At 72.0% G+C, this 13,712-nt stretch carries 12 protein-coding genes; 6 read left to right on the top strand and 6 right to left on the bottom strand.

Annotated features, from left to right (window positions below):
• Nucleotides 1-136 precede the first annotated feature (136 nt).
• From RIU97_RS30135 to RIU97_RS30125, 3 genes are all read left to right on the top strand, one after another.
• Entirely contained in the window at nt 137-832 is a 696-nt protein-coding gene (locus RIU97_RS30135; RefSeq protein WP_404960747.1) for a maleylpyruvate isomerase family mycothiol-dependent enzyme, read from the top strand.
• Between the two features lie 9 nt (nt 833-841).
• Entirely contained in the window at nt 842-1,498 is a 657-nt protein-coding gene (locus RIU97_RS30130) for an MBL fold metallo-hydrolase (protein WP_404960746.1), read from the top strand.
• 210 nt (nt 1,499-1,708) lie between these two features.
• On the top strand, nt 1,709-3,025 hold the full coding sequence (locus RIU97_RS30125; RefSeq protein WP_404962995.1) for an MFS transporter: 1,317 nt from the start codon (nt 1,709-1,711) through the stop codon (nt 3,023-3,025).
• A gap of 14 nt (nt 3,026-3,039) precedes the next feature.
• On the opposite strand, the gene RIU97_RS30120 is transcribed toward RIU97_RS30125, so the two are convergent.
• The 4 genes from RIU97_RS30120 to uvrB all read right to left on the bottom strand — a co-directional run bounded on the left by RIU97_RS30120 (nt 3,040) and on the right by uvrB (nt 9,166).
• Entirely contained in the window at nt 3,040-4,023 is a 984-nt protein-coding gene (locus RIU97_RS30120; protein WP_404960745.1) for a TerC family protein, read from the bottom strand.
• A gap of 238 nt (nt 4,024-4,261) precedes the next feature.
• The gene (locus RIU97_RS30115; protein ID WP_404960744.1) at nt 4,262-6,289 is read right to left on the bottom strand and encodes a TerD family protein; all 2,028 of its coding nucleotides are present in this window, start codon (nt 6,287-6,289) and stop codon (nt 4,262-4,264) included.
• A 56-nt stretch (nt 6,290-6,345) separates the two neighbouring features.
• Entirely contained in the window at nt 6,346-6,924 is a 579-nt protein-coding gene (locus RIU97_RS30110; protein ID WP_030762430.1) for a TerD family protein, read from the bottom strand.
• 88 nt (nt 6,925-7,012) lie between these two features.
• Nucleotides 7,013-9,166, bottom strand: coding sequence for an excinuclease ABC subunit UvrB (gene uvrB / locus RIU97_RS30105; protein WP_404960743.1), 2,154 nt, complete (start codon nt 9,164-9,166; stop codon nt 7,013-7,015).
• Nucleotides 9,167-9,399: 233 nt separating this feature from the next.
• Here uvrB and RIU97_RS30100 point away from each other — a divergent pair, with 233 nt between their 5' ends.
• The 3 genes from RIU97_RS30100 to RIU97_RS30090 all read left to right on the top strand — a co-directional run bounded on the left by RIU97_RS30100 (nt 9,400) and on the right by RIU97_RS30090 (nt 12,412).
• On the top strand, nt 9,400-10,308 hold the full coding sequence (locus RIU97_RS30100; protein ID WP_404960742.1) for a glycerophosphodiester phosphodiesterase: 909 nt from the start codon (nt 9,400-9,402) through the stop codon (nt 10,306-10,308).
• A gap of 88 nt (nt 10,309-10,396) precedes the next feature.
• Nucleotides 10,397-10,960 carry a methylated-DNA--[protein]-cysteine S-methyltransferase gene (locus RIU97_RS30095; RefSeq protein WP_404960741.1) on the top strand — a complete coding sequence of 188 codons (564 nt, stop codon included), beginning with the start codon at nt 10,397-10,399 and terminating at the stop codon, nt 10,958-10,960.
• A gap of 156 nt (nt 10,961-11,116) precedes the next feature.
• Nucleotides 11,117-12,412: an MFS transporter gene (locus tag RIU97_RS30090; protein ID WP_404960740.1), complete on the top strand. Its 1,296-nt coding sequence runs from the start codon at nt 11,117-11,119 to the stop codon at nt 12,410-12,412.
• Nucleotides 12,413-12,418: 6 nt separating this feature from the next.
• Here RIU97_RS30090 and RIU97_RS30085 read toward each other — a convergent pair whose 3' ends face one another.
• Nucleotides 12,419-12,787 carry a cupin domain-containing protein gene (locus tag RIU97_RS30085; protein ID WP_404960739.1) on the bottom strand — a complete coding sequence of 123 codons (369 nt, stop codon included), beginning with the start codon at nt 12,785-12,787 and terminating at the stop codon, nt 12,419-12,421.
• Between the two features lie 66 nt (nt 12,788-12,853).
• The gene (locus tag RIU97_RS30080) at nt 12,854-13,639 is read right to left on the bottom strand and encodes a class I SAM-dependent methyltransferase (RefSeq protein WP_404960738.1); all 786 of its coding nucleotides are present in this window, start codon (nt 13,637-13,639) and stop codon (nt 12,854-12,856) included.
• Between the last annotated feature and the right edge of the window lie 73 nt (nt 13,640-13,712).

Here is a 13,712-nt window from a genome sequence, read left to right as displayed (position 1 = left end):
AGGGTATGGGGGCGCCTCTGCGGTGGAGATGGAGTCTGGACTTCGAGCGTATAGCACGCACATTCGATTTACGGCACTCCGAAGACCTCTTCACTCGATCGTGTGGCCGAAGCCCGGCGACCACTAGGCTCGTCTCATGACTGATCATGTGCACGACCTGCGATCTGTACGTGAAGCCACGGACCGGCTGCTGACCGCAGTCGCGAAAATGGACAACGCGGCCCTCGCCGAGGAGTCACATCTCCCCGGCTGGACCCGCGGCCACGTTCTGGCCCACCTCGCGCGCAACGCGGACGCCCTCGTGAACGTCTTCGAGGGGCGCCCCATGTACGAGAGCGCCTCCGCGCGCGACGCGGACATCGCACGCGATGCCGGCCGGCCCCTGGAAGAACACCTGGCGGACCTCCGTGATTCCGGGGCCCGCTTCCTCGCCACCACGGAGACCGACCAGGACTGGTCCCGCACCGTCGAGCTGCGCAACGGCATCACCGACCTCGCCGCCAACGTGCCGTTCCGCCGCTGGGTCGAGGTCGACCTGCACCACGTCGACCTGAACATCGGCTACGAGCTCCACCACCTCCCGGAGGAGTTCACCGACCGCGAGATCGCCTTCCTCGCCGACCGCTGGTCGGGGCGTCCGGAGGTGCCCCCGGTGACCCTGAACGCCTCCTACGGCGGCCAGGTCTGGCACACCGGCGGCACCGAGGGCACCCCCGTGGTCCTCGAGGGCCCCAAGGACGAACTGCTCGGCTGGCTGGCCGGGCGCGGCCTCATGGGCGCCCACCTCGCCGTCGTGGCCGGCGACGGCCTCCCCGAGCTTCCCCCGCTCTAGGATCAAGGCATGACGTACACCGGAGAGGTCAAAGTCGGCGGTCCGGCCGACGTGCACGAGCTCGCGGACCTGATGATTTCCAAGGTCGCGGTGGGCTCCATGAACAACAACGCGTACCTGCTGCGCTGCCGGGCCACCGACGAGCAGCTGCTCGTCGACGCGGCCGCCGAGGCGGTCACGCTGCTGAACCTGATCGGGGACGACGGCATCGCGTCCGTGGTCACCACTCACCGGCACGGCGACCACTGGGGCGCGCTCGCCGAGGTCGTCGCGGCGACCGGCGCGCGGACCTACGCGGGCGCCCAGGACGCCGAGGGCATCCCGGTCCCGACCGACGTGGCCGTGGCCGACGGGGACACGATCCAGGTCGGGCGGGTCCAGCTGACCGCCCGCCACCTGGTCGGACACACCCCCGGCTCGATCGCCCTGATCTACGACGACCCGCACGGCCACGCGCACGTGTTCACCGGCGACTGCCTCTTCCCCGGCGGCGTCGGCAACACCGGCGGCGACCCGAAGGCCTTCGCGAGCCTGATCGACGACGTCCAGCACAAGCTCTTCGAGCAGCTGTCGGACGAGACCTGGGTCTACCCCGGCCACGGCAACGACACCACGCTCGGCGCGGAGCGTCCGCACCTGGCGGAATGGCGCGAGCGCGGCTGGTAGGCAGCGCAACGCGTCAACTTCGGTACGCGACGCACTCCTTCCGGTCGTTCACGGCCGAACGCACGTCCCGAGGGGTGGGGAGCGGGTAGTTGGTGCAGCATGCACCAGGACCCGTCCCCGCCCCTCGCGTCCTCCCCCGTTCCCTCTCCCGCCTCCCCCACCCCGGCCGCCGCCCGGCCCGCCGAAGCCGGCGACGCAGCCCGCCCCGGCATGCTGCGGCTCGCCTCGGCCTCGCTCGCCGGGACCGCGATCGAGTTCTACGACTTCTTCGTGTACGGAACGGCCGCCGCCCTCGTGCTCGGCCCGCTGTTCTTCCCCTCCTTCTCCCCGCTCGCCGGGACCCTCGCCGCCTTCGGCACCTTCGGCATCGGCTTCCTCGCCCGCCCGCTCGGATCGGTGGTCTTCGGCCACATCGGCGACCGCTACGGCCGGCGCCCGGTGCTCCTGGCCTCCCTGCTCCTGACCGGCGTCGCCACGGTCGCCGTCGGCTGCGTGCCCACGTACGGATCGATCGGCGTGGCCGCGCCCGTACTGCTGCTCCTGCTGCGCTTCCTGCAGGGCCTCGGGCTCGGCGGTGAGTGGGGCGGCGCGGTGCTGCTGACCGCCGAGCACGCGCCCGAGCAGCGGCGCGGGCTGTGGTCGAGCTTCCCGCAGATCGGCCCGCCGGTGGGTTTCCTGCTGGCCAACGGCCTGATGCTGGGACTGTCCGCGTCGCTGAGCGAAGTGCAGTTCATCTCGTGGGGATGGCGGGTGCCGTTCTGGGCCGCCGGGCTGCTGGCCCTGGCCGGGCTGTGGCTGCGCCGCTCGGTGGAGGAGACCCCGCAGTTCAAGGCGCTGACCGAGACCGGGCGGCGGGCCGAGGCGCCGCTGGCCGAGGTGCTCCGGGGCCACTGGCGGCTGCTCCTGCTGACCGGCGGGGCGCTCGCCGCGGCCTACGCCGTCTTCTACGCGGTCACCACCTGGGCCCTCGCGTACGCCACCGAGCGCCTCGGTATGGGGCGGACGGTGGTGCTGGCCTGCGTCATGGGCGCCGTCGCGCTGATGGGCCTGGTGACCCCGCTGGTGGCGGTGCTCGGTGACCGGTACGGCCGGCGGCCGCTGTGCCTGGCCGGGTGCACGGCCTGCGCCCTGCTGATGTTCCCGCTGGTGGCGCTGCTCGGTACGGCCGACCCGCTGCTGATGACGCTGGGCTTCGCGGGGGCGCTGCTGGGCATGGTGACGATGTTCGCGGTGGTGGGCGCGTACCTGCCGGAGCTGTACGCCCCGCGCATCCGCTGCACGGGCGCGGCCGTCGGCTACAATCTGGGGGGCGTGCTGGGCGGGGCGCTGACCCCGATCGTGGCGACGGCGCTGGCGGACGGCCCGGGTCCGCCGTGGGGCGTCGCGGTGTACCTGACCGGGATCGCCCTGCTCAGCCTGGGCTGCTTCGCGCTGCTGCCGGAGACCAGTCCGCTGGTCGTACGGGCGGGATCGGGCGCCGGCAGCGGCACGGAAGCGGGGGCGGCCGAAGCGGCCGCCCCCGCATAGCTCCGTAGCCGCGGTTACGCGTCGATGCTCTCCTGGCGGACGGCGGCCTCGGCTGCCGCCTGCTTCTTCGAGGCCATTAGGCTGGTGATCGTGGTGATGACCAGGACACCGCAGATGACGCCGAGCGAGACCGGGATCGAGATCACCGGGACGTGCACCCCGTTCTCGTGCAGGGCGTGCAGCACCAGCTTGATCCCGATGAAGCCCAGGATGACCGACAGGCCGTAGCTGAGGTGGACCAGCTTCTTCAGCAGGCCGCCGATGAGGAAGTACAGCTGGCGCAGGCCCATCAGGGCGAAGGCGTTGGCCGTGAAGACGATGTACGGGTCCTGGGTGAGGCCGAAGATCGCGGGGATGGAGTCCAGGGCGAACAGCACGTCGGTGGTGCCGATGGCGAGCATGACGACCATCAGCGGGGTCAGCACGCGCTTGCCGTTGTTGACGATGAAGAGCTTGGTGCCGTGGTACTGGTCGGCGACGCCGAACTTCTTCTCGACGGACTTGAGGAGACGGTTCTCCTCGAACTCCTCGTCGTCCTCGTCCTTGCGGGCCTCCTGGATCAGCTTCCACGCGGTGTAGATCAGGAACGCGCCGAAGATGTAGAAGACCCAGGAGAAGCTGGCGATGATCGCGGCGCCGGCGGCGATGAAGATCGCACGCAGGACCAGGGCGATCAGTACGCCGATGAGCAGCACGCGCTGCTGGAGGTGGGAGGGCACCGCGAACTTCGCCATGATCAGGACGAAGACGAAGAGGTTGTCGACGCTCAGGGACTTCTCGGTGATGAAGCCCGCGAAGAACTCCTGGGACGCCTGGGGGTTGCCGAAGAACCACAGGCCGAGGCCGAAGAGTGCGGCGAGGACGATCCAGACGACCGTCCAGGTGCCGGCTTCCTTGATCGATACGTCGTGCGGCTTGCGGCCGATGAAGAAATCGGCACCGATGAGGAGGGACAGACCGAGAATGGTCGCGGCCCACAGGGCCCAGGAAACTTCCATGGTGAACACGCCTCCGGCGGATGGCTCAGGACTACGTCAGCGTCATCGCTGCCGGAGGTCTCTTCCACCCGGGCGGCCTGGAGGCCGTGGGCCGACGCCCCGGGACCGGCCGCGCTCACATCACCGCAGTGGTCCGTATTGACGGGTACGCCGTAGCAGGAAAGCAGGAATACTCCCCTCCGCACACACGAGCATACCCATCAAGGGCCGAAAAGGTAAAGGGAATGCCAAAGGATGGTCACGGGCGGGTAGTGCGCCGGGCCTCCGCCACCCGGTCCAGCGCCTGTTCGAGGACGCGGCTGCCCTGCGGCGGCAGGTCCGGTTCGAAGGTCCAGGCGTGGTGGACCCAGGGGTCGGCGAGATGGCTGTCCGGAACCGGCGACAGCCGCATCAGCGAGCGCCACAGCGGGTCGAGCAGCGGCCCGTAGGCCGAGGCCTCGTCGCGGTCGGCGACCATCAGCAGGTGCACGCCGACCGCCGGGCCCTCGTCGGCGAGGTAGCGCAGCTGGGTCACGGCGCGGTCGTCGAAGCCGTGCGGGAAGTCGTGCACGAGCAGCAGCTGCTCGGCCGTGTCCACGTCCGGCGGCAGGTCCTCGGGGGCGCCGGCCCGCAGCGCCATCTGTACGAGGTCCACCCGCCGGGTCAGCCGCGCCAGCGTCTGGGTGACCCCGTGGGCCCCGGCGGCGGGCGGGCCGGCCAGCACCCCGGCGCGGACGAGGGGCGCCAGGGAGGCGGCTCCGGCCCCGGCCGCGTCGATGACGTGGACGGAGAACCGGTCCGCGGGGTGGACCGCGAGCAGCCGCACCGCGTGCGCGACGGCCATGTCCATGGCGGCCCGGCGCAGCCGGTCGGTGTCCATGGCCATCGCGGCCTCGGAGCCGGTACGGCCGTTGTCGATCCAGATCCCGCGCTCCAGCGGGACCCTCATCAGCATGGGGATCCGCAGGTCGGGGCGCTCGGGCAGGTACAGGTCGCCCAGGCGCAGGGCGAGCGGGTTCTCCTCGGGCGGCGCGGTCGCCCGGCTGTCGTGCCAGACCGGGTTGTCCCAGCGGGCGTACGCGGCCGGCAGTGCGGGCTCGACCACCTCCGACTCGGCGATCAGCTGGGCGAGGTCCCGGTCGAGGACGGCCTGGGCCTGGGCGACGAGCTCCTCGCGGCGGGCGCGGGCGGTGTCGCGGGCGGCGTTGCCGGAGCCTCCCAGGCGGTGGCGCGGGTCGGAGAGGGCCTCGTCGAGTTCGCGGTCCATGCGGGAGTCGGCGAACTCGACGGCGCTGCGGTAGGCGGCCACCGTGCGGGCCAGGTCCTCGAACATGCCCCAGACCTGGTTGTAGAGCCGCTCCTCCATGGACCAGCCGCTGGCGTCCCCGGCGACGGGCCGCGGGGGCTGTCCGGGCTCCTGTGGCGCGGCGGCCCGCGGCGCCGGCTCCGGCGGCTCCGTGCTGGTGCGGCGTCGCCGCGGGTGGGCGTAGTTGATCGTGGGCGGCGACCCCCCGGTGTCGCCGCCGGGCGCGGGCCCGGGCGTACCGGCGTACGGGACCCCGGAGACGGGGGCCGGGCCGGGCGGCTCGGGGGCGGCCGCAGGGCCCTGGACCTGGTTCTGCGCCGGGTTCTGGGACTGGTTCTGGACCTGGTTCTGGCCCTGGGCGGCCGGGGTCTGCGGGGCGCGCAGGTCGCCCCCCAGGGTCCGCAGGGCCGCGAGCGTGCCCTCGCCCTGCGCGGCCGGGGCTGCCGTGCGCAGCGCGGCGGCGGCCAGCGCGGCGGCGTCCGCCGCGGGGAGTCCGCCGTCGGTCAGCAGGGCGCCGAGGCCGTCGGCATAGCCCTGGCCCACGGCGCGGACCTTCCAGGCGCTCTGGCGCCGGTACAGCTCCAGGGCGACCACGGCGGTCTCGGCTTCCAGCCCGGTCAGGGTGTAGCCGGCGAGCTCGGCGCCCGCCGGGTCGGCCACGGCCACGTAGGAGGCCGGGACGGATCCGAAGCGTGCCGGGCCGCCGGGCGGCAGCACGAGCAGCACGCCGACCCGGTGGACGTCCGCCGCGACCGCGTCGAGGTCGACGGCGAAGGTGTGCCGGTCGGCGAGCTCCCCGGGCGCCTGCACGCCGGGAAGGGACCTGGCCCCCGGGTGGGCCAGCACCGCTTCGCCGGCGAACCGGCCCTGTTCGTCGGCGAGCGAGGCCAGGGCGAGCACGGGTGTGCCCGCCGAGACCCTGATCTCCACCCGGCTGTGGGACACGGGGTGGTTCTGCCCCCGGACCAGTTCGGCCGTCATCGTGCAGCCCCTCCCCCGTGCCTTCTTCTCTCGTGCTTTCTTCTGCGCCGGTACTTCTACAGGTGCGGCAGGATCGCCGGCATGAGGTCCTGGAAGGTGCGGCCGTTGGCCGGGTTTCCGAGGGCCGTCATCTGCCAGCCGGCGCCCGCGCGGGACACCTTCGCCATGATCTGCGCGGTGTACTGACCGCCGCCGTCGAGGGTGTAGCGGGCCAGCTCCTGGCCGTTGGTCTCGTCGACGATGCGGCAGAACGCGTTCTGCACCTCCTGGAACGTCTGGCCGGTGAAGGAGTTCACCGTGAAGACGATCTGGTCGATGTGGACCGGCACGCGCTGGAGGTCGACGAGGATCGCCTCGTCGTCCCCGCCCTGGCCGACGCCGCCGACGAGGTTGTCGCCGGTGTGGCGCACCGAGCCGTCGTCGCTCTGGAGGTGACGGAAGAACACGACGTCCACCGGCTGCTTGTCGGCGAAGAGCACCGCCGACGCGTCGAGGTCGATCTCCCGCGTCCGCGAACCGAACAGTCCGCGGCGCTTCGCCGCCTGCCAGCCGAGGCCCATCCGGACCGCGGTCAGCGTGCCCCCGTCCGCCTTCTGCAGACTGATGGCCTGACCCTTGGTCATATTGACCGTCACGAGCTGTCCCCTCTCCATGGCCCGCCCCATTAACGGGCGCGCAGGGTGTACCTGCGGCTGTGATTCAACCCTACTGACCCCGTCCGGGTCAGGCGAGGCCCGCTTCCTTCATCTGCCGCAACTCCTTCTTCAGCTCGCCCACCTCGTCCCGGATGCGGGCCGCGACCTCGAACTGCAGCTCCGCGGCCGCCCCGCGCATGCGCTCGGTCATCTGCTCGATGAGCGCGGCCAGCTCCTCGGCGGGCCGGTCGGTGAGCACCTCGGCGCCCTTGGCGGCCTTGGCCCCCTTCGCGCCCTTGCCGCCCGCCTTCTGGGCGGCCCGGCCGCCGAGCGCCGGCACCGGAGCCTTGGCTCCCTTGCCGTCCTTCGCCTGCCGGTATCCGGTGCCGAGGAGCTCTTCGGTGTCGAGTTCCTCGCGGGCGATCGTGGCGACGATGTCGTTGATCTTCTTGCGCAGCGGCTGCGGGTCGATGCCGTTCGCCGTGTTGTAGGCGATCTGCTTCTCCCGGCGCCGGTTGGTCTCGTCGATGGCCTTCTCCATCGCCGGGGTCATCTTGTCCGCGTACATGTGGACCTGGCCCGATACGTTGCGCGCCGCGCGTCCGATGGTCTGGATCAGGGAGGTCCCGGAACGCAGGAAGCCCTCCTTGTCGGCGTCGAGGATCGCCACCAGGGACACCTCGGGCAGGTCGAGGCCCTCGCGCAGCAGGTTGATGCCGACCAGGACGTCGTACTCGCCGGCCCGCAGCTCGCGCAGCAGCTCGATGCGGCGCAGGGTGTCCACGTCGCTGTGCAGGTAGCGGACCTGGATGCCGAGCTCCAGGAAGTAGTCCGTGAGGTCCTCGGCCATCTTCTTGGTGAGGGTGGTGACCAGGATCCGCTCGTCCTTCTCCACCCGCTGCCGGATCTCGTGGACCAGGTCGTCGATCTGCCCCTCGGTGGGCTTGACCACGACCTCGGGGTCGATGAGGCCGGTGGGGCGGATGATCTGCTCGACGAAGCCGTCGCCGCGCGAGAGCTCGTACTTTCCGGGGGTCGCCGACAGGTAGACGGTCTGGCCGATGCGCTTCTGGAACTCCTCCCACTTCAGCGGCCGGTTGTCGAGGGCGGACGGCAGCCGGAAGCCGTGGTCGACCAGGGTCCGCTTGCGGGAGGCGTCGCCCTCGTACATGGCGCCGATCTGCGGCACGGTCACGTGCGACTCGTCGATGACCAGGAGGAAGTCCTCCGGGAAGTAGTCGATGAGGGTGTTCGGGGCGGAGCCGCGCTCGCGGTCGTCCATGTGCAGCGAGTAGTTCTCGATGCCGGAGCAGGACCCGATCTGCCGCATCATCTCCAGGTCGTACGTGGTGCGCATGCGCAGCCGCTGCGCCTCCAGCATCTTGCCCTGCTTCTCCAGCTCGGCGAGGCGCTCGGCGAGCTCGGCCTCGATGCCGGTGATCGCCTTCTCCATGCGCTCGGGGCCGGCGACGTAGTGGCTGGCGGGGAAGACGTACAGCTCGCGGTCCTCGCTGATGACCTCGCCGGTCAGCGGGTGGAGGGTGGAGAGGGCCTCGATCTCGTCGCCGAACATCTCGATGCGGACGGCCAGTTCCTCGTAGACCGGGAAGATCTCGATGGTGTCGCCGCGCACCCGGAAGGTGCCGCGGGTGAAGGCCACGTCGTTGCGCGTGTACTGGATGTCGACGAAGCGGCGCAGCAGCTGGTCCCGGTCGGTCTCCTCGCCGACCTTGAGGGAGACCATCCGGTCGACGTACTCCTGCGGGGTGCCGAGGCCGTAGATGCAGGACACGGAGGCGACGACGATCACGTCGCGCCGGGTCAGCAGCGAGTTGGTGGCGGAGTGGCGCAGCCGCTCCACCTCCTCGTTGATCGAGGAGTCCTTCTCGATGTACGTGTCCGACTGCGGTACGTACGCCTCGGGCTGGTAGTAGTCGTAGTACGAGACGAAGTACTCGACGGCGTTGTTCGGCAGGAGCTCGCGGAACTCGTTCGCCAGCTGGGCGGCGAGCGTCTTGTTCGGCGCCATGACCAGGGTGGGGCGCTGAAGCTTCTCGATCATCCAGGCGGTGGTCGCCGACTTGCCGGTGCCGGTCGCACCCAGCAGGACGACATCCTTCTCACCTGCACGGATGCGCTTCTCCAGGTCGGCGATGGCCGCCGGCTGGTCGCCGCTGGGCTGGTAGGGGCTGACGACCTCGAAAGGCGCCACCGTGCGTTCGATCTTCGATACGGGCCGCATGACTCAACCGTACGACCCCCCACTGACACTCACGCATCCGCGCCGGTCCGCGGCGTGCTCCGGCGGATCCGGACGCCCGGGGGCCCGTCATTCGTTCTGGTCCGTTTGTCGTAGTTCGGTGGCGGCTCGGTGATCTTCAACCCCATGATCGCCGTGAAGTGCATCGCCACAACGTCTGCCGCTCCGCACCCGTCTGACGCAGGAACAGGGCTCACGACCCGAGGAGAACGCACATGTACGTCCGAGTCCGACCCGCCGCCGCGGCCGCCGCCGCGTTCCTGGGCTTCACCCTCACGTTGCTGGGCGGGACGGCCTCGTACGCCGCCACCGGCCCCGGATCCGCCACCGGCCGGGCAGTGCTGGGGCAGCCTGTCGTGTACGCCCACCGGGGGGCTTCGGCGTACGCCCCTGAGAACACCCTGGCCGCGATCGACCTGGCGATGCGGCTGGGCTTCGACTGGGTCGAGAACGACGTGCAGCGCACCAGGGACGGCGAGCTGGTGGTGATCCACGACGACACCCTGACCCGGACCACGAACGTCGAGCAGGTGTTCCCGGGCCGCTCCCCCTGGAAGGTCAAGGACTTCACGGCGGCCGAGATCGCCCGGCTGGACGCGGGCGGCTGGTTCGGCGAGGAGTACGCGGGCGCCCGGGTGCCGACCTTGCGGCAGTACCTCAACCGGGTGCAGCGCAACCAGCAGAAGCTGCTGCTGGAGATCAAGAAGCCGGAGCTCTACCCGGGGATCGAGGAGCAGACCCTGAAGGTGCTGGAGGAGGCCGGCTGGCTCGACGAGCGGCACGTGACGCAGCGCCTGGTGGTGCAGAGCTTCAGCGCCGACAGCGTGCGCATCGTGCACCGCCTGCGCCCGGACCTGCTGACGGCCTTCCTGGGCACCCCCACCGTGGCGGACCTGCCGCTGTACGCGGAGTTCACCGACCGGATCAACCCGTGGCACACGACGATCTCGGCCGACTGGGTCGCGGCGGTGCACGGCCTGCTCGGGGCCCACGGCAAGGCCATGGAGGTGGACACCTGGATCGTGGACGACGAGGCGACCGCCCGGAAGGTCCAGGACATGGGTGTGGACGGGATCATCACCAACGCCCCGGACGTGGTGCAGGAGGTGGTCGGCGGGTTCTGAGCCCCGCAGGGCCGTGGCCGGCGCGGGTGATGCGGGCGGTGTGGCCGAAGCGGCCGGCGTTGTCGGAGGGGAGCCGTACGGTGGACGCGTGGACACCACCGAGCGGCCCCGCGGGCCGCACCTCGAATGGACCGTCGTCGCCAGCGACATCGGTCCCCTGCTCCTGGCCGCGACCCCGGAGGGACTGGTCCGGGTCGAGTTCCATGCCACCCCGGACCGGGTCGAGAAGATGATCGGCCCGCTCGTCTCCCGGCTGGGCGCCGACGCCCGGCGGCCGGCGCCGGGCGAGGAGGTACTGCTGGCCGAGCCCATACGCCAGCTCGAGGCGTACTTCGCCGGCACGCTGCGGCGCTTCGAGCTGCCGCTGGACTGGCGCCTCAGCTCCGGTTTCAACCGGCAGGTGCTCCAGGAGCTGGACCGTTCCGTGCCGTACGGATCGGTCGTGGGCTACGGGGAACTGGCCGCCCGCGCCGGACAGCCCGGCGCCGCCCAGGCCGTGGGCAACGCCATGGGCTCGAATCCGCTGCCGCTGGTGGTGGCCTGCCACCGGGTCGTGGAGAACGACGGGGGCATCGGGGGGTTCGGCGGCGGGGTGGAGACCAAGCGGCAGCTGCTCGCGCTGGAGGGCGTGCTCCCGCAGCCGCTGTTCTGAGCGGGGCCCGTCCCCGCGCCCCGGCCGGTACGCGGGGACGGTTCCGCCGGGCGGTAAGGGGTGGCACACTGCGGCGGTGACTACTGCTGCCGCCGCACCCGGCTTCACCGCGCCCTCCGGGCCCCGCGTCGCGCACCCGCGGAAGCGGGGCGCGGCATGACGGCCTCCCCCGGCACGGACCGGCCCGCTCCGCCGCTCGGCCTGCCGGACGTGGCCCGACTGCAGCGGCGCACCTCCTGGGTCCTCATCGCCGGCCAGATCCTCGGCGGCCTCGGCGTGCCCATCAGCATCGCCCTGGCCCCCGTGCTCGCCACCGAGATCAGCGGCACCGAGGCCCTGTCCGGCCTCGCCTCCACCGCCGCGGTGATCGGCACCGCCCTGGTCTCGCTGCCGCTCGCCGCCCTGATGACCGCGCGCGGCCGACGCCCCGGCCTGGTCCTCGCCTACGCGATCGGCGCCGTCGGAGCGGGACTCGTCGTCCTCGCCGCGACGATCCGGAACTTCCCGCTGCTGCTGCTCGGCATGGCCGCCTTCGGCGCCGCCTCCTCCGCCAACCTGCAGGCCCGGTTCGCCGCCGCGGACCTCGCCGCCCCGGACCGCCGGGCCCGGGCGATCTCCGTCGTCGTGTGGGCCTCCACCCTCGGCGCGGTCCTCGGACCCAACCTGTCCGCGCCGGCCAGCCGCAGCTTCGCCGGGACCGCGATACCCGAGACGGCGGGCCCCTTCGTATGGGCCGCCGTCGTCTTCCTGCTCACCGGCACGCTGATCGGCGTACTCCTGCGCCCCGACCCGCTGCTGACGGCCCGGGCGCTCGCCGCACCGGCGGAGCAGACCCGCGAGGGCCGCTCGCTGCGCGCCGGATTCGCCGCCGTCAAGGCCTCTCCGCGGGCCCGGCTCGCACTCGTCACCGTCGCCGTGTCGCACACCGTCATGGTCTCGATCATGGTGATGACCCCGATGGACCTGGGCCACCACGGCGCCGGACTGGAGCTCATCGGGCTGGTCATCAGCATCCACATCGCGGGCATGTTCGCCTTCTCCCCGCTGATGGGGTGGCTCGCGGACCGGCTCGGACGGCTGTCCGTGATCGGCCTGGCCGCCGGGCTGCTGTCGGTCGCCGCGCTGCTCGCCGGGACGGCCGGGGCCGGCCACGGCCGGAGCGCGCTCGGGCTGTTCCTGCTCGGGCTCGGCTGGTCCGCCGGGATGGTGTCCGGTTCGGCGCTGCTGACCGACTCGGTCCCGCAGCCCGCGCGGGCCGCCGTACAGGGCCTGAGCGACCTCACGATGAACGCGGCCGCGGGGGTGGGCGGCGCGGCCGCCGGCCTGGTCATGTCCCAGGCGGGCTACGGCTGGCTGAACGCGGTCGGCGCCGCGCTGCTGCTGCCGATGGCGGCGCTCGCCCTGTTCACCGCGCGCCGCCATCCCGTCGCCGCGAAGGGTGTCAGTGACTGAAGGGCGTCAGTAGCTGATGTGGTAGGCCTTGCGGAGCGTCTCGTGCACCGTCCAGGTGGTCTTGTCGCCCTCCCGCAGGACGCAGGCGGAGCCGGGGCCCACCTCGAGCGTCCCGCCGCCCTCGACCTCCACGGTGGCGCGGCCGCTGACCACCACGAACAGCTCGTTTGCCTCGGTGTCGGTGACCACGCCCGGGGTGATCTGCCAGATCCCGCGCACCTGGCTGCCGTCCGGCGACTCCCAGAGCACCTTGCCCGTCACGACGGGCTCCCCGGAGACGATCTGGGCGGGGTCGAGGTCCTCGGGCTCCAGCTCCACGTCCGCGACGGTCACGGAGAAGGAGGCGGGGGCGGCGGAGTGATCACTGGTGCTCATGGCGCGCCAGCCTAGTCCGGCCCGCCCGTACGGCGCGGTGACCACAGCGTCCAGGAACGGCCCGGCCTACGAGTCACCCTGTCCAGTCGGACCGGGGCGCCGGGCGGTGAGGACCGGCTGGAGGAACCCGGTGTCCGCCGGCGCGTGCCAGACCGTCTCGCGCAGGCCTGCCTCCCGGGCGAACCCGGCGGTCCGCTCCTGCGGCAGCGCCCAGTACGTCGCGCTCGACGTCCGTGTGGTCCAGGTGTCGCCGGTCGGCAGCAGCTGGAAGAGCTCCAGGTCGTAGCGTTCCCCGTCGGCGTGCCAGTGCCACAGCTGGAAGGTGATGGTCCGCCCGTCGGGGCCGGTGCGGACGCGCGGGGCCTCGCTCTGCGGGCGGGCCAGGAGCAGTTCGCCGTACGGGCGGGTGGAGAGCAGCAGCAGTCCGCCGGGGCGCAGGACCCGCCGGGTTTCGGCCAGCGCGGCGTGCACGTCGTGAGCGGTGAGCAGGTGCGGCAGCGCGTTGTCGGCGCAGACCACGGCGTCGAAGGAGGCGTCCGCGAAGGGCAGGGCCCGCATGTCGGCGGCCGCGACGGGCAGGTCGAGTCCCCGGCCGGCGGCCTCCCTTGCGGCGCGGGCCACGGAGGCGGGGCTCAGATCCGTCCCGGTGACCCGGTGGCCCTGGGCCGCGAGGCCCAGTGCCTGGGTGCCGATGCCGCAGGCGTTGTCGAGGACGGTGTGCGGTCCGGTGCCCAGTGCGGTCGTGAGGAGGGCGTCGAGGGCCCGGCCCTGCCGGGCGACGGAGGCGTCCCAGTCCGCGTAGATGAGGTCGTAGCGGTCGGCCAGCTCGTCGTAGAACCCGCGCGTGTCCATGGGGGAACGCTACTCGGACAGGTTGGGACGGCTGTGGCGGGAGTGCGTTTGGGGGCGCTGATCCCGTGCCATG

The organism is Streptomyces sp. 147326 (assembly GCF_045000215.1).
GTDB lineage: Bacteria > Actinomycetota > Actinomycetes > Streptomycetales > Streptomycetaceae > Streptomyces.
Note: the sequence above shows the minus strand (reverse complement) of the source record. Positions and strands in the feature narration are given on the sequence as shown.

Bases quoted from the DNA above. Each gene is read 5' to 3' on its own strand.
- RIU97_RS30135 (WP_404960747.1), top strand. From the start codon at position 137: ATGACTGATCATGTGCACGACCTGCGATCTGTACGTGAAGCCACGGAC.
- RIU97_RS30130 (WP_404960746.1), top strand. From the start codon at position 842: ATGACGTACACCGGAGAGGTCAAAGTCGGCGGTCCGGCCGACGTGCAC.
- RIU97_RS30125 (WP_404962995.1), top strand. From the start codon at position 1,709: ATGCTGCGGCTCGCCTCGGCCTCGCTCGCCGGGACCGCGATCGAGTTC.
- RIU97_RS30120 (WP_404960745.1), bottom strand. From the start codon at position 4,023: ATGGAAGTTTCCTGGGCCCTGTGGGCCGCGACCATTCTCGGTCTGTCC.
- RIU97_RS30115 (WP_404960744.1), bottom strand. From the start codon at position 6,289: ATGACGGCCGAACTGGTCCGGGGGCAGAACCACCCCGTGTCCCACAGC.
- uvrB (WP_404960743.1), bottom strand. From the start codon at position 9,166: ATGCGGCCCGTATCGAAGATCGAACGCACGGTGGCGCCTTTCGAGGTC.
- RIU97_RS30100 (WP_404960742.1), top strand. From the start codon at position 9,400: ATGTACGTCCGAGTCCGACCCGCCGCCGCGGCCGCCGCCGCGTTCCTG.
- RIU97_RS30090 (WP_404960740.1), top strand. From the start codon at position 11,117: ATGACGGCCTCCCCCGGCACGGACCGGCCCGCTCCGCCGCTCGGCCTG.
- RIU97_RS30085 (WP_404960739.1), bottom strand. From the start codon at position 12,787: ATGAGCACCAGTGATCACTCCGCCGCCCCCGCCTCCTTCTCCGTGACC.
- RIU97_RS30080 (WP_404960738.1), bottom strand. From the start codon at position 13,639: ATGGACACGCGCGGGTTCTACGACGAGCTGGCCGACCGCTACGACCTC.